Origin of the sequence: Micromonospora sp. NPDC050276, from assembly GCF_044459545.1 — a bacterium.
GTDB lineage: Bacteria > Actinomycetota > Actinomycetes > Mycobacteriales > Micromonosporaceae > Micromonospora.
The window spans coordinates 391,622-416,934 of record NZ_JBITJA010000004.1; the positions used below are offsets into that span (position 1 = coordinate 391,622).

General features: G+C 72.1%; 22 protein-coding genes. 16 read left to right on the forward strand and 6 right to left on the reverse strand.

The annotated features are described in order from the left end of the window. The first annotated feature begins 8 nt into the window (after positions 1 to 8). Entirely contained in the window at positions 9 to 842 is an 834-nt protein-coding gene (locus tag ACIBF8_RS10735) for a helix-turn-helix transcriptional regulator (protein ID WP_396782279.1), read from the forward strand. Positions 843 to 848: 6 nt separating this feature from the next. Here ACIBF8_RS10735 and ACIBF8_RS10740 read toward each other — a convergent pair whose 3' ends face one another. Continuing rightward, positions 849 to 1,652, reverse strand: a complete 804-nt coding sequence (locus tag ACIBF8_RS10740) for an AraC family transcriptional regulator (protein WP_396782281.1) — start codon at positions 1,650 to 1,652, stop codon at positions 849 to 851. 50 nt (positions 1,653 to 1,702) lie between these two features. Here ACIBF8_RS10740 and ACIBF8_RS10745 point away from each other — a divergent pair, with 50 nt between their 5' ends. The 3 genes from ACIBF8_RS10745 to ACIBF8_RS10755 all read left to right on the forward strand — a co-directional run bounded on the left by ACIBF8_RS10745 (position 1,703) and on the right by ACIBF8_RS10755 (position 4,882). Then, positions 1,703 to 2,125, forward strand: coding sequence for a DUF2000 family protein (locus ACIBF8_RS10745; RefSeq protein ID WP_396782282.1), 423 nt, complete (start codon positions 1,703 to 1,705; stop codon positions 2,123 to 2,125). A 122-nt stretch (positions 2,126 to 2,247) separates the two neighbouring features. Continuing rightward, positions 2,248 to 4,503, forward strand: a complete 2,256-nt coding sequence (locus ACIBF8_RS10750; protein ID WP_396782283.1) for an esterase-like activity of phytase family protein — start codon at positions 2,248 to 2,250, stop codon at positions 4,501 to 4,503. Between the two features lie 202 nt (positions 4,504 to 4,705). Continuing rightward, positions 4,706 to 4,882: a hypothetical protein gene (locus ACIBF8_RS10755; RefSeq protein WP_396782284.1), complete on the forward strand. Its 177-nt coding sequence runs from the start codon at positions 4,706 to 4,708 to the stop codon at positions 4,880 to 4,882. 52 nt (positions 4,883 to 4,934) lie between these two features. On the opposite strand, the gene ACIBF8_RS10760 is transcribed toward ACIBF8_RS10755, so the two are convergent. Both ACIBF8_RS10760 and ACIBF8_RS10765 read right to left on the reverse strand, forming a co-directional pair. Continuing rightward, entirely contained in the window at positions 4,935 to 7,466 is a 2,532-nt protein-coding gene (locus ACIBF8_RS10760; protein WP_396782286.1) for an FtsX-like permease family protein, read from the reverse strand. Next, positions 7,463 to 8,221, reverse strand: coding sequence for an ABC transporter ATP-binding protein (locus ACIBF8_RS10765; protein WP_396782288.1), 759 nt, complete (start codon positions 8,219 to 8,221; stop codon positions 7,463 to 7,465). Before ACIBF8_RS10765 ends, ACIBF8_RS10760 begins: the two co-directional genes overlap by 4 nt. Positions 8,222 to 8,367: 146 nt before the next feature. Here ACIBF8_RS10765 and ACIBF8_RS10770 point away from each other — a divergent pair, with 146 nt between their 5' ends. The 4 genes from ACIBF8_RS10770 to sthA all read left to right on the forward strand — a co-directional run bounded on the left by ACIBF8_RS10770 (position 8,368) and on the right by sthA (position 12,767). Next, positions 8,368 to 9,564, forward strand: a complete 1,197-nt coding sequence (locus tag ACIBF8_RS10770; protein WP_396782290.1) for a sensor histidine kinase — start codon at positions 8,368 to 8,370, stop codon at positions 9,562 to 9,564. Further along, positions 9,561 to 10,199, forward strand: coding sequence for a response regulator (locus tag ACIBF8_RS10775; RefSeq protein ID WP_396782291.1), 639 nt, complete (start codon positions 9,561 to 9,563; stop codon positions 10,197 to 10,199). Before ACIBF8_RS10770 ends, ACIBF8_RS10775 begins: the two co-directional genes overlap by 4 nt. Positions 10,200 to 10,287: 88 nt before the next feature. Next, positions 10,288 to 11,310 (forward strand): cellulose binding domain-containing protein, encoded by a 1,023-nt coding sequence (locus ACIBF8_RS10780; protein ID WP_396782293.1) that lies wholly within the window; start codon positions 10,288 to 10,290, stop codon positions 11,308 to 11,310. Positions 11,311 to 11,363: 53 nt separating this feature from the next. Then, positions 11,364 to 12,767, forward strand: a complete 1,404-nt coding sequence (sthA, locus tag ACIBF8_RS10785; protein WP_396782294.1) for a Si-specific NAD(P)(+) transhydrogenase — start codon at positions 11,364 to 11,366, stop codon at positions 12,765 to 12,767. A 28-nt stretch (positions 12,768 to 12,795) separates the two neighbouring features. Here the strand turns inward: sthA and ACIBF8_RS10790 are convergent, their stop codons facing one another. Both ACIBF8_RS10790 and ACIBF8_RS10795 read right to left on the reverse strand, forming a co-directional pair. Then, on the reverse strand, positions 12,796 to 13,701 hold the full coding sequence (locus ACIBF8_RS10790; protein WP_396782295.1) for a glycosyltransferase family 2 protein: 906 nt from the start codon (positions 13,699 to 13,701) through the stop codon (positions 12,796 to 12,798). Then, complete coding sequence (locus ACIBF8_RS10795; RefSeq protein ID WP_396782297.1) at positions 13,698 to 14,873, reverse strand: MFS transporter; 1,176 nt, start codon at positions 14,871 to 14,873, stop codon at positions 13,698 to 13,700. Before ACIBF8_RS10795 ends, ACIBF8_RS10790 begins: the two co-directional genes overlap by 4 nt. A 513-nt stretch (positions 14,874 to 15,386) precedes the next feature. Here ACIBF8_RS10795 and ACIBF8_RS10800 point away from each other — a divergent pair. From ACIBF8_RS10800 to ACIBF8_RS10835, 8 genes are all read left to right on the forward strand, one after another. Next, complete coding sequence (locus tag ACIBF8_RS10800; RefSeq protein ID WP_396782298.1) at positions 15,387 to 16,190, forward strand: radical SAM protein; 804 nt, start codon at positions 15,387 to 15,389, stop codon at positions 16,188 to 16,190. After that, entirely contained in the window at positions 16,190 to 16,825 is a 636-nt protein-coding gene (locus tag ACIBF8_RS10805) for a hypothetical protein (protein WP_396782300.1), read from the forward strand. The genes ACIBF8_RS10800 and ACIBF8_RS10805 overlap by 1 nt, the downstream gene beginning before the upstream one ends. Then, entirely contained in the window at positions 16,822 to 18,009 is a 1,188-nt protein-coding gene (locus tag ACIBF8_RS10810) for an HD family hydrolase (RefSeq protein WP_396782301.1), read from the forward strand. Before ACIBF8_RS10805 ends, ACIBF8_RS10810 begins: the two co-directional genes overlap by 4 nt. Positions 18,010 to 18,089: 80 nt before the next feature. Next, a complete protein-coding gene (locus tag ACIBF8_RS10815; protein ID WP_396782302.1) occupies positions 18,090 to 20,840 on the forward strand; it encodes an AAA family ATPase in 2,751 nt (916 codons plus the stop codon). Between the two features lie 46 nt (positions 20,841 to 20,886). After that, complete coding sequence (locus tag ACIBF8_RS10820; RefSeq protein ID WP_396782303.1) at positions 20,887 to 21,171, forward strand: hypothetical protein; 285 nt, start codon at positions 20,887 to 20,889, stop codon at positions 21,169 to 21,171. Beyond that, complete coding sequence (locus ACIBF8_RS10825; protein ID WP_396782304.1) at positions 21,168 to 21,701, forward strand: hypothetical protein; 534 nt, start codon at positions 21,168 to 21,170, stop codon at positions 21,699 to 21,701. Before ACIBF8_RS10820 ends, ACIBF8_RS10825 begins: the two co-directional genes overlap by 4 nt. A 44-nt stretch (positions 21,702 to 21,745) precedes the next feature. Beyond that, positions 21,746 to 22,327, forward strand: coding sequence for a DUF3558 family protein (locus ACIBF8_RS10830; RefSeq protein WP_396782306.1), 582 nt, complete (start codon positions 21,746 to 21,748; stop codon positions 22,325 to 22,327). A gap of 16 nt (positions 22,328 to 22,343) precedes the next feature. Then, entirely contained in the window at positions 22,344 to 23,813 is a 1,470-nt protein-coding gene (locus tag ACIBF8_RS10835) for a hypothetical protein (protein WP_396782307.1), read from the forward strand. A 99-nt stretch (positions 23,814 to 23,912) separates the two neighbouring features. Here the strand turns inward: ACIBF8_RS10835 and ACIBF8_RS10840 are convergent, their stop codons facing one another. Next, complete coding sequence (locus ACIBF8_RS10840; RefSeq protein WP_396782309.1) at positions 23,913 to 25,295, reverse strand: endo-1,4-beta-xylanase; 1,383 nt, start codon at positions 25,293 to 25,295, stop codon at positions 23,913 to 23,915. Between the last annotated feature and the right edge of the window lie 18 nt (positions 25,296 to 25,313).

The following is a 25,313-nucleotide window of genomic DNA, read 5'->3' on the forward strand; positions in this document are numbered from 1 at the left end:
GAGACACCGTGGACCGCGCCCAGCTCGCCAGCTTCCTGCGCACCCGCCGCGAGGCGCTCCAGCCCGAGGACGTCGGGTTGCCTCGGGGCCCGCGTCGGCGCACCGGCGGGCTGCGGCGCGAGGAAGTCGCCACGTTGAGCGGAATGTCCACCGACTACTACAGCCGGTTGGAGCAGCAGCGCGGGCCGCGACCCTCGGAGCAGATGCTCGCCGCCCTCGCTCGTGGCCTGCGGCTCACCCTGGTCGAACGGGACCACCTGTTCCAGCTCGCCGGCCACGCCGTTCCGCGCCGGGCGGTACGCGCCGACCACGTGAACCCGGGGATGATGCGGATCCTGGACCGGATGCACGACACCCCGGCCCAGGTGGTGAACCACCTCGGCGAGACCCTGGCGCAGACCGCGCCGGCCATCGCCCTGCTCGGCGACGAAACCCGCTACACCGGGCTGGCCCGCAGCGCGCACCACCGCTGGTTCAGCGACCCGACGGCTCGGCGACTGCACCCGACGGAGGATCACCACACGCAGAGCCGCCTGCTCGTGGCGCACCTGCACGCGTCGTACACCCGCGACGGGCGCGGCTCGCGGGCCGCCGCGCTCGTCGACGACCTGCTGGCCAGGAGCCCGGAGTTCGCGCGACTGTGGCGTGAGCACCCGGTACCGGCCGGCTACTGCCCGCCGAAGCACTTCGTGCACCCCGAGGTCGGGGCGTTGGAGCTGCACTGCCAGACGCTGGTGGACCCCGACCAGTCACAAACCCTGTTGGTCTTCACCGCCGTGCCCGGGTCGCCGAGCGACGAGAAGCTGCGGCTGCTCTCCGTCATCGGCAGCCAGCTTGTCTGACCGTGCTCAGCTGCGGGCGGCGTAGCGGGCCGGGCTGACACCCAGGTAGCGCCGAAAGTGGCGGGTCAGGTGCGCCTGGTCGAAGAACCCGGCCGCGCTGGCCACCTCTGCGGGCCGCTGCCCGGCGAGGAGCAGGCGACGTGCCAGCTCGACTCGGCGACCGGTCAGGTACGAGTGTGGTGGCACGCCGAGCACGTGGGTGAACGTCCGGACCAGGTGCGTCGGGTGGGCGTGCAGCAGCTCGGCGGCCTCCCCCAGCGTGACGCCCTCCACGGTCCGGGCGTCCAGCAGCTCCCGCAGTTGGACCGCAAGTCCGGGGCCGGCGGGTTGGCCGCCGGTCGGGGGACGCTGGCGCAGCTGCCCGCGCAGCCGGTCCAGGATGAGCGCGAGTCGGCTCTCGGCCTCGAACTCGTCCCCGGGCGCGGCGAGCGCCTGGTGCAGGTGGTGGATCCGGTCGCGCAGCTGCGGATCGGCCAGGTCCGGTTCGTCGACGGCGCGACCGACCAGTTCGGCGTCGAGCGCCGAGGTGTCGAGGTAGAGGACCCGCTTGCGGAAGCCGTCCGGGGTGGCGGAGCTGCCGTCGTGCGGCACGTACGGCGGCAGCAGGGTGACCGACGTGCGCAGCGCGCCGTGCCGGTGCCGGTCCAGGTCGAAGCGGACCGCGCCGTCGTCGACGATCAACAGCGTCCACACCTGGTGGATGTGCCGGGGGTAGGCGTGATCCACGAAATGGGCGTGGAAGACCTCGGCGACCCCGGCTACGGCGGGTCGCCACGCGCTGACGTGCGAGCCCGCCGGGCGGGTGGCCACGCTAAGAACGTACAAGACCGGTCGGCGTCGAGGCGGGCAGGCTCGACGCCATGACCGAACCGATCCGCTTTCCCACCAAGATCGCCGTGCTGCTCCGCAACGACCTGGCCAGCTGGCAACGGCTGAACGTCACCGCCTTCCTGGTCAGCGGCATCGCGCACGCGCTGCCCGAGCTGCTGGGCGAGGAGTACGCCGACGCGGACGGCACCCGTTATCTGCCGATGTTCGGTCAGCCGGTGCTGGTCTTCGCCGGGGACCGGGCGGCGCTGGTCGGCGCGCACTCGCGCGCGCTCGCCCGGGGTCTGCGCCTGTCGATCTTCACGTCCGAGCTGTTCGCCACCGGCAACGACCGGGACAACCGCGCGGCCGTCCAGGCGGTCGGGCGGGAGAAGCTCGACCTGGTGGGCCTGGCGCTGCACGCGCCGCGCACCGTGGTGGACAAGGTGCTCAAGGGCGCAACCATGCACCCGTGACCCGCCACGAGAGCGTGCACCGGCTGTTCAGGTGGCGTTCCGGTCGGGGTTCCACTGTGGTGGGCGACGGCCGATTGCATCGGCCCGGCGGTAACGGCCGCCGACTTGATGCTGGAGGCAATGTGCGTACCACTTCCACAAGGGCCCGGGCCGTCGCGTCCGCCGCGGCGGCGATTTCGCTGCTCGCGGCGGCGCCGGCGCTCGGCGCGCCGACGCACCCGATCCCGGGGCACGTGGGGACGGGGGCCACCTGCGCGCCGGACGCGTCGCTGCTCGGCTTCTCCGACGCCCTCGACAAGACCACCTTCGCGGGCACCCCCGTCGCCGGCCTGTCCGCGCTGGCGTTCGCCCGTCCGGGGCGCGCCCTGGCGCTGGTGGACAACATCGGCACGACCCCCGCACGGGTCTACGAGTTGGGCCTGAAGACGGATCGGCGCGGGGTCGACGTGGGTGTCCGCGACGTCGCCGTGCTCAGCCGCCCGGATGGCACGCCGTACACCGGAGGGGACTTCGACGGTGAAGGGCTCGTCGCCGAGCGCGGCGGGGCCACCGTTCTGGCCAGCTCGGAGCGGGAGCCGTCGATCCGCCGGTTCCGACTCTCCGACGGCCGCGAGATCGCGTCGCTGCCCGTGCCGGACCGGTTCCAGGTGACCCCGGCCGGCGAAGCCGCGGTCAACCAGACCTTCGAGGCCCTGGCCGCCACCCCGGACCACCGAGTGCTCTACGCCGGGATGGAGGGTCCGCTCGCCGCGGACGGCCGCGACGCGGAGGCCCGGGGCCGGCACCGGATCCTCCGGTACGACGGCCGCGAGGGCGGCGCGTACACCCCGAGCGCCCAGTACGCCTACCGGACCGACCCCAACCTCGGCCTGGTGGAGCTGATCGCCCTCGGCGACGACCAGTTGCTCGCCGTGGAGCGCGGCTTCACCACCGGCGTGGGCAACACCGTCCGGGTGTACCGCGTCTCCGCGACCGGCGCGCCCGACGTCTCCGCCGTGTCGTCGCTGTCGACGGCGACCGACCCGCGATCGTGGCTCGGCAAGGAACTGCTGGTCGACATCACCGACTGCCCGCCATCCGGCGCGACCACCAAGCAGCCGCAGCCCAACCCGCTGCTGGACAACATCGAGGGTGCCGCACTCGGTGGGCAGCTGCCGGGCGGTCGCCGGGAGCTGTACCTCATCTCCGACGACAACGGCAGCGCCACCCAGACCACCCGGGTGTACTCGCTGTCGGTGAAGCTGCGGCCCGAGGTGACCCTGCAGGACCGGGCGCTGATCTCGGCGACCGCGTACCAGCCGGGCCCGATCTCCGGCACCCAGCTCGCCACCAACCCGGTCAACGGGATCACCGCTCCCTTCCCCGGCCAGCCCATTCCCGGCTTCTCCGCGGTGATCCCGGCGGCCGGTGACCGGTCGGGCAAGCGGCTGCTCGCCATGCCGGACAACGGGTTCGGCGCGAAGACCAACTCGGCCGACTTCCTGCTGCGGGCGTACGAGATCGAGCCGCGCTACCGCAGCCACGACGTCACCATTCGGGGGCACATCAGTTTCCGCGACCCCGACCACAAGGTGCCGTTCCCGATCGTCAACGGCAACACGCGGGAGCGGCTGCTGACCGGCGCGGACTTCGACATCGAGTCGCTGGCCCGCGACGCGCGCGGCAACCTGTGGATCGGCGACGAGTTCGGCCCGTACCTGGTCCGCACCGACAAAACGGGCAAGGTGCTCCAGGCGCCCATCCCGCTGCCGGACGGGACCAAGTCCCCGCAGTCGCCGGATCTCGCGCTGGGCGAGACCCCGACCCTGCGCGCCAGCAACGGCTTCGAGGCGATGGCGGTCAGCGAGGACGGCTGGACCCTCTACCCGATCCTCGAAGGTGCCCAGGTCAACGACCCGGACCAGCGTCGCCGGGTCGTCTACGAGTTCGACGTACGGCACAACCGGTACACCGGCCGCACCTGGTCGTTCCGGGTCGACGCCGCGTCCCTGCTGGTCGGCGACGCGGCAGTGCTCGACGGCCACCGGCTGCTGCTGATCGAGCGGGACAACGGCATGGGCCAGCAGTCGCTGGTCAAGCGCCTGGTCGTGACCGATCTGGACGAGGTGGGCGCGGACGGCTACCTGGTCCGCCGCACCGCGGTCGACCTGATGCACATCGCCGACCCGAAGGGCGTCTCCACCCCGTCCCGCCCGGGCGAGTACGGCGTCGGCCCGCTCTTCTCATTCCCGCTGCAGTCGGTCGAGTCGGTGCTGCCGCTCGGCGGTGACCGGGTGCTCGTTGCCAACGACAACAACTTCCCGGGCAACGACGGTCGTCTCCCGGGGCGCGCGGATGACACGGAGTTGATCGTGATCGACGTGCCCGGCCTGCGGTAGCCCGTCGAATCGGACGGCCCCCCGGCGCGCGGCGTCGGGGGGCCGTCCTCGTCTTGGTAGGCCCTCGGCGGACGAAGAGACATCGATATCGATGCCCACCACTGTAATAATTAACAGACTTTACAGTTGGATCCGCCGCTCGGAAGGACCCCGACATGGCGCAACGATTGGCCAGGCCAACCCCCGCCGGCCCCGCACCCGGTTGATCGCCGCGCTCGCCGTGGCCACGATCACCGAGGTCGGTTTCAACGCGATGAGCAACCGGTTGGGGAACGTCATGACCAACACCCAGACCCTCACGCTGCAACAACGTCCGGCCGGCAGCAACAACCTCTTCGTCGCCTGGGAGACGTTGACCCACGCCAACAACCCCAATTGAGCGGGCCGCCGTGGGGCGGTGCCGGATGCCCGGCCCCGCCCCACGAATGTGTTCAGCCGTCGGCACCCAGTGCCACCACCGGGCTGACCCGCGACGCCCGACGGGCTGGCAGCACCCCGGCCAGCGCGGTCAGCACGACCAACGCCACGAAGAGCCCGGCCAGCGGCAGCAGCGGCGCGGTCAGCGGCGCCTCGATCCCGAGGGTCTGCACCGCCAGCCAGGCGTACGGGATGCCGAGCACCAGACCGATGGTCGCGCCGATCACCCCGTACAGGCCGGACTCGACGGTCAGCATGGTGCGCAGGCCGGTCCGGGACAGGCCGATCGCCCGGAGCAGCCCGGACTCGCGTACGCGCTCCACCACCGACAGCGCGGTCGTGGAGCCCACGCCGACGACCGCGATCAGCACGGTCAGGCTGACCAGACCGACCGCGATCCAAACCAGGGTGCGCACCAGGGCGTCGTTGCGGTCGCGTTCATCGGCGAGCACCGCGAGACCCACCCCCTCGCTGCCGCCGATCGCCTGCCGCAGCGCCCGCACCCCGGCGGTGCGACCGTCCTCGCCGGTGCCGGCCGCGTCGGCCAGCAGACCGGTGTACGCGGCCGGCACGCCGAGCCGGTCCAGGTCGGCCGGGTCGGCGAGGATGCCGGCGTGCAGCGGGCCGTCGCCCGGCAGGACCGCGACCACCCGCACGTCGACCCGGCGCGCGGCGACGGCGAGCGACACGGTGTCGCCGACCCGCAGGCCGGCGTCCCGGGCGACCCAGCTGTTGAGCACGATCCGGCCGGGGCCACGCTCGCCCAGGCTGCCCTGGGCCACGTCCAGGTCACCGGTGCTCGGCAACGCCGCCAGGTCCAGGTCGCTGGTCGGATAGCCCGACTCGACGCCGCCGAGCTTGTCGGCACCGCGCAGCAGCGTGGCGTCGTCGACCGTCCGGTACGGCACCACCCGGGCCAGCGCGCCATGGGCCGCCTCGGCCCGGGTCACGACAGCCGGCGGTAACGTCCCGCCGTTGCTGGTGACCTCGAAGTCGGTGGGCGCCGAGAGCGCCATCTCGCGGTCGGCGAGGATCTGCAACGACGCGCCGCCGATCACCACCCCGGAGATCAGGGTCACGCCCAACGCGACCACCACGGAGACCGCGGCCGCCCGGCGCGGCGCCCCGCCGATCCCACCGACCGCCATCTTCCCGAGTGGTCCGAGCTGGCGCAGCGGCCACCCCACCACGGCCAGCACCGGGCGTAGCAGCAGTGGACCGAGGGACACCAGCGCGAAGAACGCCAGCGTGCCCGACGCGACCAGCAGGAGCAGCGGCATCGTCGGGTCGTACGTCGACTGTTCCGGCTTCGGCAACTGGCTGATCGTCGCGAGCGCGGCCAGGATCGCGCCGCCGGCCAGGAGCAGCCCGAACACCAGACGCTGCGCCCCGATGCCGCGCCGACCCGCGGTGGTGCTCGCGGTCCGCAGCGCCTCCAGCGGGGAGACCCGGGCCGCCGAGAGCGCCGGTGCCAGCACGGCCAGCACGGTGATCACGACGGCGCCGATCACCACCATGACCGCCGCCGCCACGGGCAGGCCCGGCGACGAGACCGCGTGGCCGGTGGCGCGCAGGATCGCCGGCATTGCGTACCCGACGGCGAAGGCGCCGGCGACGCCGAGGAGGCCGGCGACCAGGCCGGTCAGGGCTCCCTCGGCGGTCAGCGCCCGCACCAGGGTCCCCCGGCTCGCGCCGACCGCCCGCAGCAGCGCGAGTTGCCGCATCCGCTGCGCGAAGACGATGCGGAAGGTCGAGGTGACCACCAGCGCCGCCGCGACGACCGCGATGGAGACGAACATGCCGACCAGGATGAAGAGTTTCCCGACCTGTTCGGCCGCCGCGTTGGCCTCCGCCTGGCGCACCTCGGCGCCGGAGCGGATCGGCTGACCGGCGACGGTGGCGGTCACCCGTTGCCGGACGGCCTCCGTCGAGGTGCCGGGGACCACCCGCACGTCGACGCGCTCCACCGTCGTCAGGCGCGCCCAGGTGATCACGGCACTGTCCGGGGCGTACGCGTCGAAGCCGGCGTCGGCGTCGGTGTCGACCAGGCCGGTCACGGTGAGTGCGGCGGGGGTGATGAGTTCACCGCCCGTACCGTTGGTGGTGGTGCCCACCGAGAGCCCGAGCCGCTCGGCGGTGCGCGGCGTGATCGCGATCTCGCCGGGCTGGTCCGGATAGCTGCCCTCGATCACCCGGACCGTGGTCAGCGGGCCGGTGCCCGGGTCGGACTGGAGGTTGAGGTACCCCTCGCCAATGGAGACCCCGGTCGAGACCCGGGCCACCGCGTCGGCCACACCGGGCACGGCCCGAATCCGCTGCAGGTCCGGCACGGTGGGTGGCGGAACGTCCGTGCTGCCGATCACCAGGTCGGTGACGGCGGGGGTACCGCTGAGGTTGTCCCGCACGGTCCGTTCGGTGATCTGTTGCACCAGCACGGTGCCGAAGACGACGAACGACGCGACCAGGATCGCCAGGCCGGTCAGGATCAGCCGGCCGGGCCGCCGGGCGGCGGCGGTCGTCTGGGTACGCAGCACGGTCGCCCTCATCGGCCGGCCGCCAGGTCACGCAGGGCGTCGGTGACCGACATCTGGTTCGGCTCGTCGATCTCGCCGGCCAGCCGCCCGTCGGCGAGCAGCACCACCCGGTCGGCGTACGCGGCGGCGATCGGGTCGTGGGTGACCATGACGACGGTCTGGCCGAGGTCGCGTACCGAGTCGCGCAGGATGGTGAGCACCTCCGCGCCGGATCGGGAGTCGAGGTTGCCGGTCGGCTCGTCGGCGAAGACCACCTCGGGGCGTGCCACCAGGGCCCGGGCCAGCGCCACCCGCTGCTGCTGGCCGCCGGACAGCTCGCTGGGCCGGTGGTTCAGGCGGTCGCCGAGGCCGAGCACCCGCACCAGGTGGGCGAGGAGTTCCGCGTCGGGCTGCCGGCCGGCGAGGTCCAGCGGCAGGGTGATGTTCTGCGCGGCGGTGAGCTGCGGCAGCAGGTTGAAGGACTGGAAGACGAAGCCGATCCGCTCCCGGCGGACCCGGGTCAGCGTCTGGTCCGACTGGCCGGTCAGCTCCGTGCCGCCGAGCAGGACGCGGCCGGAGGTGGCCGTGTCGAGCCCGGCGAGGCAGTGCATCAGTGTCGACTTGCCGGACCCGGACGACCCCATGATCGCGGTGAACTCGGCCCGGCCGAAGCCGACCGAGACCCCGTCCAGGGCACGGACGGCGGTGTCGCCGCTGCCGTACACCTTCACCAGGTCGACCGCGGCGACCGCGGCGTGGCTGGTCGGCGGCGGGGCGTGGGTTGTCATCGTTCCTCCAGTGGCTGTGTGGTGACCTGGGAAGCCTCGCCGCCGCCGGGGTGTGGGCGCATCGGTCCGGGGCCGGGTATCGCCGGTGCCGGGTCTGCCTTTCGGCCGATCCGGTAGCTCCGCCTGGCTGGCTACGCTGGGTCACCATGAGCACGCCGGATCTTCGACGCTGGTGGGTACGCCTGGCCCAGGCCGCCGGACTGCTGGCCATGGGGTTGCTCGCCCTCTTCGACCTGCGGTTCAGTACGCCCGAGGGCCTGGCCGCCCTGCTGCTCCTGCTGGTGCGGGTGGGGCTCGCGGTGGCGACGGTGCCGCTCTGGCTGCCGGTGCATCGGCTGGGCTCCCGCCGGCTGCCGCTGGCCGCCCTGGCACTCGCCTCGGCGTCACTGGTCGTGACCGCAGCGATCGTGATCATTCCCGATGGCAGCTACGCGCTCGGTGGCGGCAGCTGGGGGCTCGCCGAGTCGGCCGGGCTGATCGGGGTCGTCTTCGCGGTGGCGCGCTGGGGTGCGCCTCGACTCGCCCCGGCGGCGGCAGTGGTCGCCGGGCTCGCCGTCGCCGCGCTGCCGCTGCGGTCCGGCGCCGACAGCCTCCTGGTGATCTTCGGTCTGCTTCAGGTGATCGCCGCGGCCGGCGCCGCCGGCGTGGGGCTCTACCTGCGCATCGTGGCCGCCGGCCGGGAGCGGGCGATCGCGCTGGTGCGGGCCGAGCAGCGCGCCGAGTTCGCCCGGGACCTGCACGACTTCATCGCCCACCACGTCACCGGCATCGTGGTGCAGGCGCAGGGCGCCCGGTTCGTCGCCGAGCAGGACCCGCAGCGGGTGATCGTCGCCCTGGAGCAGATCGAGCGGGCCGGCGCGGAGACGATGGCCTCGATGCGGCGGATGGTCGGGATCCTGCGTAACCCGGACGCCCCGCCGGACGCGCCGCTGGCCCCACTGGCCGGGGTGACCGAGCTGGAGCCGCTGCTGACCGGGTTCAACGGCGCGGCGAACGCGCCGGCCAGACTGCACGTCGACGGAGACTTGGACGGGCTGCCGGTGGAGGTTTCGACGTCGGCGTACCGGGTGGTGATGGAAGGGCTGACCAACGCCCGTCAGCACGCGCCGGACGCGCGGTCCGTGGACGTGGCCGTGCGGCGTACCCCGGACTGGTTGCTGATCCGGGTGGCCGACGACGGAGCGTCGCCGCTCACCGCGCCGGCCCGGGGGCACGGCTTCGGACTCATCGGCCTCACCGAGCGGGTCCGTGCCCTGGGGGGGACGATCACCGCCGGGCCGGGCGTCGCCGGTGGCTGGGTGCTTGACGCGGCGTTCCCCCTGCACCTGGCGGTGCCCCGGTGATCCGGGTGCTCATCGCCGATGACCAGGCCATGGTTCGGACCGGCTTCGGCATGATCATCGGCGCCCAGTCGGACATGGCGGTGGTCGGTGAGGCCGCCGACGGGGTGCACGCCGTCGAGTTGGCCCGACGGCTGCGGCCGGACGTGGTGCTGCTGGACATCCGGATGCCCCGCCTCGACGGTCTGGAAGCACTGCGGCTGCTCGCCGGGCCGGGCGTCGCCGACCCGATCCGGGTGGTCGTGGTGACGACCTTCGACCTCGACGAGTACGTGCACACGGCGCTCTCCAACGGCGCCTGCGGTTTCCTGCTCAAGGACTCCGGCCCGGCGCTGCTGGTGGAGGCGGTCCGCGCGGCCGTGTCCGGTGACGCGCTGATCAGCCCATCCATCACGGTACGGCTGTTGGAGCACCTGAGCCGGCCCGCCCCGGCGCGCGACGACGGCGGCCTGTCCCCGCGGGAGCTCGACGTCGTGAAACTCGTCGCCCGGGGTCTGACCAACGCCGAGATCGCCACCCAGCTCTTCATCGCCGTGGGCACGGTCAAAACCCACCTGGCCAGCGTGCAGATGAAACTCAAGGCCCGCAACCGGGTCGAGATCGCCGCCTGGGCCTGGGAACGCCGCCTCGTCGGCTGACGGGACAACGGCGCGACCAGCATTGGCCTAACATCGTCAATAGTCGATGACTGGTCCGCTGCGGTCACCCGGAAGCGAGGCAAGCATCATGCGCGATCATCAGGTGCGCGGCGTCCGATCCAGGGCCGCCGCGCTGGCCGCCTGCGTGCTCACGGCGACCCTGCTGGCGGCGGGCGCGACCCCGGCGTACGCCGCGGCAGACACCGAACGCCCCACCGCCCCCGGCCCGATCACGGTCGTCGCCATCGACACCACCTGGGTCGAGCTGACCTGGGCCGCCTCGACCGACAACGTCGGCGTGGTCCGCTACCCGGTCGGCGCGCAATTCGAGGACTTCGGCGCCCAGTATTCGACCGACACCAACAGCATCCGGATCACCAACCTGCGACCCTCGCGCACGTACACCTTCTCGGTGTGGGCTCTGGACGCGGCCGGCAACAGCTCGGTGTCCAACCCGACCCTGCGGCTGACCATGCCACCGGGGGACGACCAACCGCCCGGCGCACCCGGCCAACCGGTCGCGTACGACGTCGCCGCCACGCTGGTCTGGTTGCGCTGGGCGCACTCGGTCGAGAATGTCGCCCTCGACCGGTACGAGGTGTTCCGGGTCAACGCCGACGGCACGCTCACCCGGGTCAGCGAGGTGTACCAGTACCCGCCCGGACGCAACAGCACCCAGATCAGCGGGCTGACGCCGAGCACCACGTACACCTTCGTGGTGCAGGCCCGGGACGAGGCCGGCCATCTGTCGCCGCTGTCCGAACCGGTCACGGTGACCACGCTTCCGCCGCCACCGAGTTGCACGGTCCGGTCGACAGTGGGGCAATGGCCGGACGGCTTCGTGGCCCGCCTCGCGGTCACCAACACCGGACCGACGGCGATCGACGGTTGGACGATGAGGTGGCGGTTCTACGCCGGCCAGCAGCTGCGCAGTCTGTGGGGTGCCGAGGTCGTCGACCGCGACAGCAGCTACCTGCGGGTGCGCAACGCCCGCTACAACGCGCTGATCCCGCCCGGCGGCACGGTGTCGCTGGGGGTCGTCGCCACCGGGTCGCAGGCGCCGGAGGAGGTCACTGTCAACGGCGGCGTCTGCGTGGTGGCAGACGAGTAACACTCGCGTGCGAAGTCTGGCGTGCGCCGCGACATCTTGCGACGCTAGCCGTTGTGTATGACTACGACCTGTTGGTGCTGGGCTCCGGACCCAGTGGTCAGAAGGCCGCGATCGCCGCCGCCAAGCTGGGCAGGCGGGTCGGCATCGTGGACCGCCGCGACATGATCGGTGGGGTGTGCATCAACACCGGCACCGTCCCCTCCAAGACACTGCGCGAGGCCGTGCTCTACCTGACCGGCCTGAGCCAGCGGGACCTCTACGGCAGCAGTTACCGGGTCAAGGAGGAGATCACGGTCAGCGACCTGGCCGCCCGGACCCAGCACGTCATCACCCGGCAGACCGACGTCATCCGCAATCAACTGGCTCGCAACCGGGTCGCGATGATCACCGGCACCGGGCGTTTCGCGGACCCGCACTCGATCTGGGTCGACGGTGGCTCCGGCCGCGAGTCCAAGGTGACCTTCGACAAAATCATCATCGCCGCGGGGACCCGCCCGGCCCGCCCGGACAGCGTCGACTTCGACGACCGCACGATCGTCGACTCCGACGGCGTCATCAACCTCCAGGCCGTCCCCCGCAGCATGGTGGTGGTCGGTGCCGGTGTGATCGGCATGGAGTACGCCTCGATGTTCGCCGCCCTCGGCACGAAGGTGACGGTGGTGGAACGCCGCGACCGGATGCTGGAGTTCTGCGACGACGAGGTCGTCGAGTCGCTCAAGTACCACCTGCGCGACCTGTCCGTGGCGTTCCGCTTCGGTGAGGAGGTCGCCGCCGTGGAGAAGCATCAGGCGGCCGCGCTGTGCATCCTCAAGAGCGGCAAGAAGATCGTCGCCGACACGGTGATGTACTCGGCCGGCCGACAGGGCCAGACCGACGACCTGGCGCTGGAGGCGGCCGGGCTGGAGGCGGACCGACGCGGCCGGATCAAGGTCGACGCCAACTACCGCACGCCGGTGGAGAACATCTACGCCGTCGGCGATGTGATCGGTTTTCCCGCGCTGGCGTCCACCTCGATGGAGCAGGGCCGGCTGGCCGCCCAACACGCCTGCGGCGAGCCGATCCGGGAGATGCACGGCCTGCAACCGATCGGCATCTACACGATCCCGGAGATCAGCTTCGTCGGGCAGACCGAGGCACAGCTCACGGAAAGCTCGACACCGTTCGAGGTGGGCATCGCCCGGTACCGCGAATTGGCCCGGGGGCAGATCGTGGGCGACTCGTACGGCATGTTGAAGCTGCTCGTCTCCCCCGACGACGGCCGGCTGCTCGGGGTGCACGTGTTCGGCACCGCCGCCACCGAGATCGTCCACATCGGCCAGGCCGTGATCGGCTGCGGCGGCACGATCGACTACCTGGTCGACGCGGTGTTCAACTACCCGACGCTGGCCGAGGCGTACAAGGTGGCCGCCCTGGACGCGTCCAACAAGATCCGCAACATCACCCGCATCGACGGCTGAGGACGCCGCGCGGAACGGCCTCGGCCGACTAACCGTCGACGGCCTCGGCGAGCGAGACCGGCAGCCGCGCCTCGGGCGCGGCGCCGGTGAAGGCGTCGAAGAGCACCCGCAGGCAGCGCTCGTACCAGTGCAGGTGCGGTGGTCGTCCGGCTTCCAGGCGGGCGAACACCAGGTGATAGACGTGGCGCATCCAGTCGCGGTAGCGCGCGGCCGACGAGCCGTCCGCGACCGGCCAGCGGGTGGTGATGGTGTGGTACGCGTCGTAGAAGGTGCGGTGTACCTCGACGTCGTGCAGGACCGCCGTCGTCGCGCTCGGCACGTCGGCGATGCGGTGGTAGACGACGGTCGGCCGGGCGAGGTGCGCGATCCGGTACCCGTGACCGACCACCAGCCGCTGCCACATGTCCCAGTCCTCCTCCACCCGCAGATCCTCGTCGAAGCGTGCCCCGACCGCGCGTACGTCACGACAAACCACCGCCGACGCCGCGATGAAGTTGGTGACTCCCAGGAACTCGGGGTGCAGGGGCAGGTCGAAGGCGACCGGGAAGCCCGCGAGGTCGATCCCCCGTGGGCTCACCCGCCGGGGCGCCACCACGGCGGAGGTGTAGACGAAGTCCGCACCCGACTCCAGCCGGTCGAGGGCGGCCCGCAGGTGCCCGTCCAGGTAGAGGTCGTCGTCATCAAGGAAGGCCGTGTACCGCCCACGGGCCTGTGCGATGGCGGCGTTGCGGGCGGCGGAGGGGCCGCGACCGGGCTCGTGGGCGACGACCCGGGCACCGAACTCCGCCGCGACCGCTGTCACGTCCGCGCTTCCGTCGTTGACGACCAGCACCTCGACGCCGTCGACGTGCTGGTCGACCACACTGCGCAACGCCCACCGCAGCGTCGCCGGGCGGTCCCGGGTGGGGATGATGACGGACACCTCGATGCTCATTCGGCCTGCCTCTGCTGGTTGGCGGGTATCGGTGTGACGGCGCGAGGGGCGTCGGCGCCGACCGCGACCAACAGCAGCACCGGCAGCACGAGCGCGACGGTGAGCCCGTACGCCTCGGTGAGCGCGCCGATGACGACCGGTCCGGAGAGCACCCCCGCGTACGAGACGGTGGTGAATCGCGCGATGGCCGGGCCGACCGCGCCGTCGTTTCGCCCGAACTGCTCGCCGACCGCGCCGATCAGAACCGGCAGCAGCACCGACAGCCCCAGGCCGCAGACCCCGAACGCCAGCGCCGTAGCCACGGACGACGGTACGAGCAGGGCGACGCCGAGTGCGGCGGCCGCGCACCACGCCCCGGCGCGCAGCAGGACACCCGTGCTCCAGCGGCCACGCAGACGGTCACCGGCGAGCCGGCCGCCGGCCATGGCCACGCTCAGGGCCAGGTAGGCGAGTGCGGCGACGGCGGACGAGGCGCCCCGCTCGTCGGTCATGAAGACGGCGCTCCAGGTCAGGGCCGCGCCCTCGGCGAGGGCACCGGCACCGCCGAGGGCACCCAGTCGCACCAGGCCGGCCCTCCAGCGGGCCCGTACCCGGCGCGCGGAGGGCGCGCTACGGTCCGCCGCAGCCGGAAGCAGTCCGTCGATCGCGACCACCGATGCCACCACGAGGAGCACGCCGACCACGGCGAAGTGCCCCTGCGGTGACAGGCCCGCCCCGGCGGCCGCCCCGGCGCCGGCCGCACCTGTGATCGCGCCGGCGCTCCAGGCGGCGTGGAACCCGCTGAGCACCGGTCGTTCGAGTACGCGTTCCACGGTCACGGCGTGACCGTTCATCGCGACGTCGAGCGCCCCGACGGTCAGCCCGAAGACCGTGAGGAGGACCCAGAAGCCGCTGCCGCCGGGCGCGACGGTCGCCGCGAGGGGCAGCAGCGGCAGCCCCACGACGCTGACCCGCAGCAGCGGCGCCGTCCCCGCACGGGCGACGAACCGGCCGGCGGGGTGCATGGCGAGGATCGCGGCGCCGGCGACGACGAAGGAAGCCAGGCCGATGTCGCGGTTGGTGAGCGCCAGCGCGTCGCGTACGTCCGGCATCCGGACGAACCATGACGACAGGGTGACCCCGCTGACGAAGAAACACCAGGCCGTCGCAGTGCGGGCCGTCAATGCTCGCATGCCGGGCCCTTTCCGGTCGGATCCTGCTGCCACGAAACCGGCGAGCATGGTCAGCGATCCAAATTACACAACGAGAATGATCACTGCGTAGCCGCGATGCTAGCAGCCCTTGAACTCCTCAACAAGAGTCCCCTAAATCCGGTCAATGCGCGAGCAAGAGTGCACAACGATGGCAAATTTCGGTGATTGTCGAGCTCGCGCCTCGGTAGTATGCTGTCCGCCTTACCCTTTGGCAGTACGGGTTACAGACACAATCTGTCCATAGTGGAATGCGAGGTAAACGTGTCCACAGCATCCGCAGGCGAGACGTTATCCAATCTGACACCCGTAGCCCGACGCGCTCTGCGAATCGTCAACGCCTCGCCCGACACATTCGCATTCACCGACTTGACGAAGACAAAGATCGGGGGTGACCAGAATCGTTTCTTCCGGCTTTTCACACCGGTAAAGCGGGAGCGGATGCGGCTTCCGACGTCACTTCCGGAATTCCGGAATCTCCGGCACTACGCGCCGTTGTCGGACAGCCCCGTCACCACGGCCAGCCACCTGGGCGGGCACTGGACCGACTACAACCTCGCCGCGATCACCCAGGTCGCGGCATGCAACTTCCGGTGCTCCTACTGCTACGTGGACTTCCGTCACCTCGCCGGCGCGGACTCCTTCACCGCGGGTCCGGCTGATCTGGTGGACGAGTTCGTCGCGCTCCGCGCGGAAATGGCCACCCAGGGTCATCAACTGTCGATTCTGCGGATCAGCGGCGGCGAACCGCTCCTGGCCCCCCGCCTCCTGATCGGCGTGTACGACGAACTGGTACGCCGGCGGCTGCTGGACAGTTGCATTCTCAAGGTGGAGAGCAACGCGAGCATGCTTCCGGTCACCGCCGCGGCGCTCGACGAAGCCGACCGGGCCCGGCTGGCGGCCGTCGCCCCCCACGTCACGCTGCACGTCACCATCCACGCCCGACCGGGCACCCAGAACTGGGACAACATCGTGCATGGGCTCGGCGTCGCCGTGCGGTTGGGCTTCGACCTCTACCCGGCGATCGGCGGCGCGGACTGGCCGGAGGCCGACATGCGCCACCTCTACCGGGTGCTGGCCGGGATCGCGCCGGGACTGCCCCTGCGTCTCGCGGTCCGACCGTTCAACCTCACGTACGCGATGCTGCGGGACCGGCGCAACCTGCCCCGGCTGGGCGAGGGCAACGACCCCCCGTCGTCGGTCTGGGAGGGCGTCCTGCGCGAGTCCACCGGCATCGACTACCTCGCACGACCCCGGCACGAGATCCCCCTCACCCCCGCCGCCGAGGAGGCCGCCTGATGGTTACCCGGATCGCCCTGCCCAGCAGCACGAGCCGCATCCACAGTTCCCTGTTGGACCTGATTCGCGACGCCGTCGACCAACCCGACCTCACCTTCAACATGCGCAACCTGCACCTGCCGATCTCCGACGACTACGAGCTGATCCTGTGTCGCGGCACCGACGTTGCCACCGTGGTCGGCCACGGCGCCGCCGACATCGGCATCACCGGGTACGACATGGCCGTGGAATGGTCCTTGGAGTACGACCTGGACCTTGACATGCGCTCACTGCCGTCGCGTACGTCGTTCGTCACCTTCGCCACCGTCTCCGGGCGCACCGTGGAGCGCATCTACACCGAGTACTGGAACCTCACCAAGGCGTGGCAGGCAACCTCCAACCGCTGGGCCGACGCCGAGCTGGTACGCCTGCACGGCTCCTCGGAGGGCGTGATCCGCACCGACGAACGGTCGGCCGGTGTCCTGCTGGTGACCAGCGGCGTGACCGCCGAGGTCAACGGCCTCGACCTGACGATGCCGCTGCTGGAGACCGACGCGGTCATCGTCCGACCCAAGGGCAGTGACCACCGGATCGGGCACATCGACCCCTCCGAGCTTTCGACCCTTGGTATGCCGACCTTCGTACCCGGCAGATGACCTGGGTCACCGTCGGGCCGCCGGGCCACCTGGGCAGTCGCCGGGCGGCCCGGCACGCCGAGTGGGACGCCCGGTACGGCAGCGGCAACTGGCGGCTGCGGTGGCGGGTCGGCCCCGCCCTGCACGAGCAGGCCGCCGCCGTTGCGCTGTACGAGGACGCCTACGTCGCCCACCTCACCGCGCACCCCTGGTTGCTGGAGACCCTGGTGTCGACGGCCCGCGACGTCTGGGACCACGAACCCGCCGACACTGCGTCTGGTCTGGACTACACCGTCCAGCGCGGCCGTTCGACCCACTTGCAGGACATCGCCGTCCGCCGGGCGCTGGTGCGGCTGGGCACCTGGTTCGCCGGCTCCGAGCTGATCCGCCTGCGCCGGCCCACGGACGGGTCCACCGGCGTCGCGGCGGATCTGGGCACCCGGCTGGACTCCGGCCTGGTGCCGTTCCACCGGCCGGACCTCTGTGCCGACGACGAGCTGCCCGGCTGGTGGCAGCCGGGCAGCGTGGAGAGCTTCTACCAGTCCAATCGGGTCCTGCAACACCGCTGCGACGCCGTGGCGACCTGGTCGATGCCGGACACGCTCGCCGACCGGCCACTGGATCCCGACCTGCGGGCACGACTCGACTTCCTGGTGGAGGCCCACCGCCTGACCGGCGTCGACCGACTCAACCGGCTGCTCACCGACGCGCGGAGCGAGTCGAGCGCGGAGCACAGTTGGCACCTCGGCCTCATGGTGACGGTCCTCGGCCCGGTCCTGGCGCCGGGGCTGGACCACAGTCGCGTCACGACGATGCTCGCCATCCATGACCTCGTCGAGATCGAGGCGGGCGACGTGCCGGTCTATGACGTCGACGGGCGCTCCGACGTCGCGGCGCGCGAGGCGGAGGCGGCGGCCCGCGTCTTCGGGCGACTGCCGGCCGCGCAGTCGGCGGACCTGCACGCGCTGTGGCACGAGTTCGAGGCGGCGGAGACCGCCGAGGCCCGCTTCGCGAAGGCGATCGACCGCCTCCAACCCGTACTCCTGCACTGGGCCGGCGGCGGCCGGGTGTGGCGTCGCCGCGGGACCAGCGCGGCGGAGGAACGCCGGGTCACCGCCTCGATCCAGCGGCACTGGCCGGATCTGTGGCCGCTGACCGACGCGCTGATCGACGACGCCCGGGCACGCGGCATGTTGGCCGGCTGAACGGCGGCCCGGCCAGTGGGCCGCCCCGGTCGGCCGTCGGCAGGATGGTCTGTCGCGGTGCGTGCTGCCAGAATTCCGGGATGCGACGCGCCATCGTCGGGCGGGACGAGGTGTTCGACCGCGCCTGGCACCTGCTCAGCCGACCCGGGGCGGTGCTTCTGGAAGGGCCCGCCGGGATCGGCAAGACCGAGCTGTGGCGGGCGCTCGTCGCGCGGGCCACGCAGGCGGGGTGGCTGGTGCTGAGCTGCGCGCCCACCGAGGCCGAGGCCGAGCTGCCGTACGCCGCCCTGGCGGACCTGCTCGGTCCGCTCGGCGACCGGGTCGCCGCGCTGCCCGGACCGCAGCGGGCGGCAGCGGAGGTCGTCTTCCTCTCCGGCGACGCCCACGAGCCGGTCGACGTCCGGGTGGTCGGGGCGGCCACCCGGACGCTGCTGGAGGTCGCCGCGGCCGCGACGGCCCACCCCGGGGTGCTCGTCGCGGTGGACGACGCCCCCTGGCTGGACCGGCCCAGCGAGCGTGCCCTGCACTACGCGCTGCGCCGGCTGACCGGCCTGGCCGTCCTGGTGAGCCAGCGGCACGCTCGCGGCGCCCCGCAGGCCGTACCACTCGGGCTCGACGAGGTCCGCGACGGCGGCCCGGCCGCCCGGATCGAGATCCCGCCCCTCGACGTCGGCGCGCTGCACCACGTCCTGCGGGACCACCTCGGCGTCACGCTCACCCGGCCGATGCTGGTCCGGGTCGCGCGGGAGGCCGGAGGCAACCCGCTGCTGGCCATCGAGGTGGTCCGCGCGGTGCAACGCCTGCCACGCCAACCCGCGCTCGGGGACGACCTGCCGGTGGCCGCGTCCATGCACCACCTGCTCGCGGACGTCCTCGCCGGGCTGCCCCCACCCAGCCGCGACGCGGTACGACTGGCCGCGCTGCTGAGCGTGCCCACCCTGGCCGACCTCCGAGCGGCGGGGGTGGCGATGGCTGCGCTCGACGCGCCCGAGGAGGCCGGGCTGGTCGTGGTGACCCCGACCGCCGTGCGGTTCACCCATCCGGTGCACGCGGCGGCGGTGCGGGCCAGCATCCCGCCGGGGGTTCGCCGCCGCCTGCACCGGCGGCTGGCCGACCTGCTGACCGATCCCAACGAGCGGGCCCGGCACCTCGCGCGGTGCACCACCGACCCGGACCCGGTGGTCGCCGACACCCTCGCCGCCGCGGCCGAGCGATGGCACGGCCGGGGCGCGCCCGACCTCGCCGCCGACCTGCATGACCAGGCCGCCGAACTCACCCCGCCCGACGACCGGTTCCGCCTGGGACAACGGCGGTTCGCGGCTGCGCGCTGCCGGTTCGACAGCGGCGACTTCCCGGCCGCCCGGCGCGCTGCCGAAGCGGTCGCGCTCGAGTTCGACGGCGACGTCCGCGCGGAGTCGCTGCTGCTGCGCGCCGCCGTCGCCTGGTCCGGTGGGGAGGCCAACCGCGTGGCGGTCGACAACGGCACCCGGGCCCTCGCGGCGGCACGGCCCGACTCGGCCCTGGCCGGGCGTATCCACGCCCACCTCGCGGTCTTCGAGGACCGGACCGAGTCGGCCCGCGCGCACGCGGAGGCCGCCGCCGCGCTGCTGGACGGCCGCCACGACGACCACGACCTGCTCGCCGCCGCGCTCGTCCTGCTGTTCTTCCAAGAGGTACGACTCGGGCGGGCACCGCGTACGGACCTGTTGGACCGGGCCCTCGCCCTGGAGGGCGACGAGCCGTCCTGGCTCGCCAGCACCGTACCGGCGATCTGGTGGAAGTCCATCGACGACGCGGAGCGGGCCCGGCGGCGGCTGCACCGGATGCTCGGCCGCGCAGAGGCGCGCGGCGACGAGCCGCTGCAACACGAGTTGCTCTCCCATCTGGGCGAGGCGGAGTTGTTGGCCGGACGGTGGGACGAGGCCGAACGGCACATCGGCGCCGCCCGGGACCTCGGCGACCAGCTCGGCACCGGTCTGGTCGGTGAGACCTGGCTGGCCGCCCTGCTCGACGCCCACCGGGGCCGCCTGACCGAGGCGTCCCTGGTGGCCGAGGCCGGTCTGCGGACCGCCGACGACCTGGACGACGACTGGTGTCGACGCATCCACCAGCAGTTGGCGGGGTTCGTCGCCCTCTCCGCCGGCCGAATGGCCGAGGCCGCCGCCGCCTACACCAGCCTGGCTGCGATCATCGACGCGAACGGCCTGGTGGAGCCACTGGCCATGCGGTTCGAGCCGGACTGGATCGAGGCGTGCGTCGGGGCGGGAGACCTGGACCGGGCGGAGGCCGTGCTGGAACGTCTGACCGCCCGGCACCACCGGTTGCCGCGGCCCTGGACGACACTGGGCACCGCCCGCGCCCGCGCTCTGCTGGACAGTGCCGCCGGTCGCGATCCCGGGTCGGCACTCGAGGCGTTGGCGGCGGCGCGCGATGCCGTACCGCCGGACGTGCTGCCCCTGGACCGCGCGCGTTGCCTGTTGGTGGCCGGGATCGCCCATCGGCGGTCGCGCCGGAAGCTGGCGGCGCGGCAGGCGCTGGAGGCGGCCGTCGCCGAGTTCACCGCGATCGGCGCGGCGGCGTTCGCGGAGCGCGCCCAGGCCGAGCTGGCGCGGATCGGTGGCCGCCCACCGACGCCTCGACACCTCACCGCCACCGAGGAACGGGTCGCGCGGCTGGCGGCGCGCGGGCGTACCAACCGGGCGATCGCCGACGAGCTGTTCGTCAGCCCGAAGACGGTAGAGGCCAACCTTGCCCGGATCTACCGCAAGCTCGGCATCTCCACCCGGGCCGAGCTGGGTGCCGCGATGAGCAGGGCCGACGCAGAAGCATAGGGAAACGCCCGATTCCTCGCCGCCGGCGTCGACCTAGCCTCGACGCATGGCCGGCCACCTGTTCGCCCTGGAGCAGTACGACCTCTCTCCCGGTGCGGGCGGGACAGTTCCGGTGCTCCGCACCGCGGAGTGCCGGCTGGTCGCCGTCATCCGGTTACCCACCGACGATGTCGTGATCGCGTTCGTCGAGGGCCCCGACGCCGACGTCGTGGCCGCGGCCGTCGCGGCCACCGCCTGGCGGGTCGACCGGCTGATCCCGGCCCGATGGCTCCAGCCACCGGTGGCCAACCCCAGCAATCAGGACACCCCACGACAGGCGAGGGAATCATGACTGTACGCCGTCTGATCGCACCCCTGTGGTGCGCGCTGCTCGTCCTTCCGCTCGTCGCGTGCGGCGGGGACGACACACCGGAGCCCACCGCCGGCGCCACCGCCGACGCGGACTCCGGGGCCGACGCCGGCGGCGGGGACCTGCCGGCGGCGGCGCCCCCACCGTCGTGCCCGTTCACCGCGGCCCAGGTCTCCGACCTCGTCGGCCAACCGATGGAGGACCAGGGCAGCTGCCTGTTCGGCGACGGCAAGGGCGTCGCCGCGCTCACCGTCACGACCGCCTCCACACTCGCCGGCGACGCCACGTACGACTACCAGCGTGAGCAGGCCGCGAAGGCGTACCGCGAGGTGAAGGACGTCGACAAGGGCCGCAAGGCGTACCTCGCGGTCAAGGACATCGGGGGCGAGACGGTCGTGGTCGGCGACAAGGGCAGCTACACGGTGATCCTGAGCAGCTTCCAGCAGATCGGTGCCAGCCCTGGCGGGTACGAGCCGACGCTGCGCAAGGTCCTCGACGCCCTTCCGCTGTGATACCGACCCCGCGACCGGCGCTCTCCGGCAGAAGTGGAGCCACGATGACAGACCACGCAACCCGCCAGCGGCGGCGGATCCGGCTCCTCGCCGCCGTGGCCGCGCTGTCGGCGCTCACCGCGCTCGGCGGTTGCGGCGCGAGCGGCGACAGCGACGGCCGCGGCGCACCGGCCGCCGCGGCGCCGAGCGCGCCGGCCACACCCGACGGTGGCACCCCGCCGACCGAGGCGACGGACGCGCCGCCGGCCGGGACGGCCGTCGACGCCTGCACGCTGGTGACGAAGACCGAGGCCGAGAAGCTGGCCGGCACCCGCCTGGAGGATGCGCTGGAGAAGCCGGAGGACCGGGACACCTGCACCTACACCGGGCCGTTGAGCGGGCCGACCGCCCAGGTCGAGGTGTACGTCGGCGACGGCGCGAAGAAGTTCCTCGACATCGACCGGGAACTGGGGCACAAGTTGACTCCGATCAGCGGCGCGGGCGACGAGGCGTACGCCGAGGACGGCACCGTCTTCGTCCGCCGGGGCGAGGTGTGGGCCTGCGTACGGCTGGTCCGCAGTGAGGATCCGGCCACGTACCGCAAGGCCCTGGAAGCCGCGGCCCGTACGGCCGCCGGCCGGCTCTGAAGGGCGGGGAGACGACGTGGTGACACCCGGGTCACGCCGTCGCCGGACGATGGCCGCGCTGCTCACCGCGACCCTACTGCTGACGGCCTGCGAGCGGGGGGACGCCGATCCGACGCCGCCCCGCCCACCGGCCGGCGGCACCGGCGGGGATCAGCGGTACGGGGCAGCGCCCGCGCCCGACCCCGGGGTGACCTACCAGCCCGACGTGGTGTTCGTCGGCGGCGGGGGCGCGTCGGTGCGCGGTCTTTCGGCGGACGCGCTCACCTGGCGTCTCGATCCGGAGGCCGATGGCGCGGACAGGCTGGCCCGGGGGAAGGTCATGTTCCTCACCGGCCGGGCGGTCGGGCGGGTGCTCGACGTCCGCCGCGACGGCGGCGACCTGGCGGTGACCCTGGGACCGGTGGACATCACCGACGTGATCCGGGACGGGACCTTCGCCAGCGACGGCCCGGTCTCGCTGGCGAACCCGACTCGGTACGACGCCGGCACACCCTTCTGGGCCGAGTACGACACGGCCACCGGAGGCACCGGAGGCGGGGCCTCGACCACGGCGGTCACCCTGCGGATGCCCGGTCCGGCGGCGGAGACCCGGCAGCGGCGTCCGGGGACCACGCTGCCCCCGGAGGCTGTCGCCGCCACGCGGCGGGTGGCCGGATTCGCCGTGACCCCCATCTGCTGCAAGGGTGGGGTGGGCGCGCGGTTCAGCTACGACGGTGGCGGCATCCGCGTCGTGGGCACGGCGACGTTGCTGATGCGAAACCCCTCCGCCCGGTTCCACCTGGAGATCAGCGGCGCCACGGTACGCCGGGCCGAGTTGCGGATCGCCGGGATGGCCGGGCTGCGCATCGACATCGCGGGGGCCACCGACAGGCGACAGAACATCAACAAGAGCCTGCCCATCCCGCTGGACTTCAGCGTGCCGGTGGGTGAGATCCTCGGCGTGCCGTTCTCCGTCACCGCCAACCAGCTGATCGGTGTGCAGACGGCCTTCAGCGCCAAGGACGGCAACATCCGGGCGAGCGGCGAGTGGTCGCTGGGTGGCTCGGTGGGCTTCGGGTACGCCGACGGCGCCTTCGGCGTCACCCAGCCCTGGAACCTCAGCGTCCGCAACAGCATCACGGACTCGATCAGCGGCCCGTCGGTCGGCGTGAACGGGATCATCGTCCACTACCAGGCGGCGTTCCGGGCCGGGCTGGGCGCGCTGGGCTTCACCGCCGGGCTGTACGCCACAGTCACCGCCACGGTGGGGCTGACCGTCGGTTCCGCACTGGGAGCACCGATCGCGCTGTGCCGCAGCACCCAACTCGGCCTCTACCTGAATTACGGCGTCGGGTACCGCATCCCCGCCGGGCTGGTGACGGTGATCAACGCCTTCCTGGATCTGATCAACGCCACACCGATCGAGGCGACGGCCGGCATCGGAAAGGTTGACACCGTGTTCAACAAACTCGACATCCAGCCCGACAAGAAGATCTGCAAAACCTGACGCCCGACGGCTCTCCGGCCCACACGCGATCGGGGGTGGGCCGCAGAGGTGGGGTGTGGCCGGTGCGGAGGCGCGAGCCTCCGCACCGGCCGAACTCCGTCAGCTCGCGGAGCAGGTGGGGCTGAGGCTGCCGGCGGTGCCGTTGGCCTGGAAGCCCCACTCGGTGAACTGACCGGCGCCGACTTGGCCGTTGTAGGCGACGTTGGTCCAGTTCGTCGTGCCGGTGTTACCGCTGCGGTTGGCGTTCCACGCGTTGGTGACTGTCGCGCCGGACGGCAGGCCGATGGTGACCGTCCAGCCACTGATGGCCGACGAACCGGCGGTCACCCGCACGGTGGCCACGAATCCACCGGTCCACTGGTTCACCGACACCGTCGCGGTGCAGCCGCCCTGCCCCGGGGGCGGGGTGGTGGGCGGGGTGGTGGGCGGGGTGGTGGGCGGGGTGGTGGGCGGGTCGGTCGGCGTGGTGCCGTTGTTCAACGCGGCGAGGACCGCGTCGTACGCGGGCTTCTTCGAGCCGTTGCTGTTGAACAGCAACGGGGTCTGCGACGCCCGCCACGAGTCACTGTCGCGGATGCCCCACACCGTGATCCCGTTGCACCGGGCCACCGCCAAACAGTCCTCCACCACACTGCGGTAGGTGTTCGCCGAAGCGCCCTGGATGTCCAACTCGGTGATCTGCACGTCCACACCGAGCGCCGCGAAGCTCGACAGCGTGGTGCGGTAGTTGCTCACGTACGGCGACTCGTTGTTGAAGTGCGACTGGAAACCCACACAGTCGATCGGCACACCACGAGACTTGAAGTCCCGCACCATGTTGTAGACCGCCTGGGTCTTCGCGTGCGTCCAGTTGTCAGTGTTGTAGTCGTTGTAACACAGCTTCGCGTTCGGATCCGCCGCATCCGCCGCCCGGAACGCCGCCTCGATCCAGTCATTGCCGGTGCGCTGCAGGTTCGAGTCCCGACGCGCACCCGAACTGCCGTCGGCGAACGCCTCGTTCACCACGTCCCACGCCACCACCTGACCACGGAAATGCGTGGCCACCTGCGTCACGTGGTTGAGCATCGCCTGCCGCAACGCACTACCACTCATGCTCTGCATCCACCCGGGCTGCTGCGAATGCCAGGCCAGAGTGTGACCCCGCACGCTCATCCCCCGACTCCGCGCATGACTCACGATCTGATCGGCCGCGCCATAACTGAACCGACCCTGCTGCGGCTCAGTCGCGTCGATCTTCATCTCGTTCTCCGGCGTCACCGAATTGAACTCACGATTCAAAATCGTCGTGTACGCACTGTCGGACAGCTTGTTCGCCGCCACCGCCGTACCGAAATACCGACCCTTCTCGGCGGCGGACGCGCCGAGCGTCGTCCCGGCGGCGGCGGGTGCCGTCAGGAACAGCGCCATGCCGGCGGCGAGGGCACCCGCGCCGGTCAACGCGATGGCGGCTCTCGATGCCGCCTTCCATCTCGGGTTTCTCATCGTGCGACTCCTTCTGTG

Coding starts and splice junctions, on each gene's coding strand:
- ACIBF8_RS10745 (WP_396782282.1), top strand. CDS start 1,703: ATGACCGAACCGATCCGCTTTCCCACCAAGATCGCCGTGCTGCTCCGC.
- ACIBF8_RS10760 (WP_396782286.1), bottom strand. CDS start 7,466: ATGAGGGCGACCGTGCTGCGTACCCAGACGACCGCCGCCGCCCGGCGG.
- ACIBF8_RS10765 (WP_396782288.1), bottom strand. CDS start 8,221: ATGACAACCCACGCCCCGCCGCCGACCAGCCACGCCGCGGTCGCCGCG.
- ACIBF8_RS10770 (WP_396782290.1), top strand. CDS start 8,368: ATGAGCACGCCGGATCTTCGACGCTGGTGGGTACGCCTGGCCCAGGCC.
- ACIBF8_RS10780 (WP_396782293.1), top strand. CDS start 10,288: ATGCGCGATCATCAGGTGCGCGGCGTCCGATCCAGGGCCGCCGCGCTG.
- ACIBF8_RS10790 (WP_396782295.1), bottom strand. CDS start 13,701: ATGAGCATCGAGGTGTCCGTCATCATCCCCACCCGGGACCGCCCGGCG.
- ACIBF8_RS10795 (WP_396782297.1), bottom strand. CDS start 14,873: ATGCGAGCATTGACGGCCCGCACTGCGACGGCCTGGTGTTTCTTCGTC.
- ACIBF8_RS10805 (WP_396782300.1), top strand. CDS start 16,190: ATGGTTACCCGGATCGCCCTGCCCAGCAGCACGAGCCGCATCCACAGT.
- ACIBF8_RS10810 (WP_396782301.1), top strand. CDS start 16,822: ATGACCTGGGTCACCGTCGGGCCGCCGGGCCACCTGGGCAGTCGCCGG.
- ACIBF8_RS10815 (WP_396782302.1), top strand. CDS start 18,090: ATGCGACGCGCCATCGTCGGGCGGGACGAGGTGTTCGACCGCGCCTGG.
- ACIBF8_RS10820 (WP_396782303.1), top strand. CDS start 20,887: ATGGCCGGCCACCTGTTCGCCCTGGAGCAGTACGACCTCTCTCCCGGT.
- ACIBF8_RS10825 (WP_396782304.1), top strand. CDS start 21,168: ATGACTGTACGCCGTCTGATCGCACCCCTGTGGTGCGCGCTGCTCGTC.
- ACIBF8_RS10830 (WP_396782306.1), top strand. CDS start 21,746: ATGACAGACCACGCAACCCGCCAGCGGCGGCGGATCCGGCTCCTCGCC.
- ACIBF8_RS10840 (WP_396782309.1), bottom strand. CDS start 25,295: ATGAGAAACCCGAGATGGAAGGCGGCATCGAGAGCCGCCATCGCGTTG.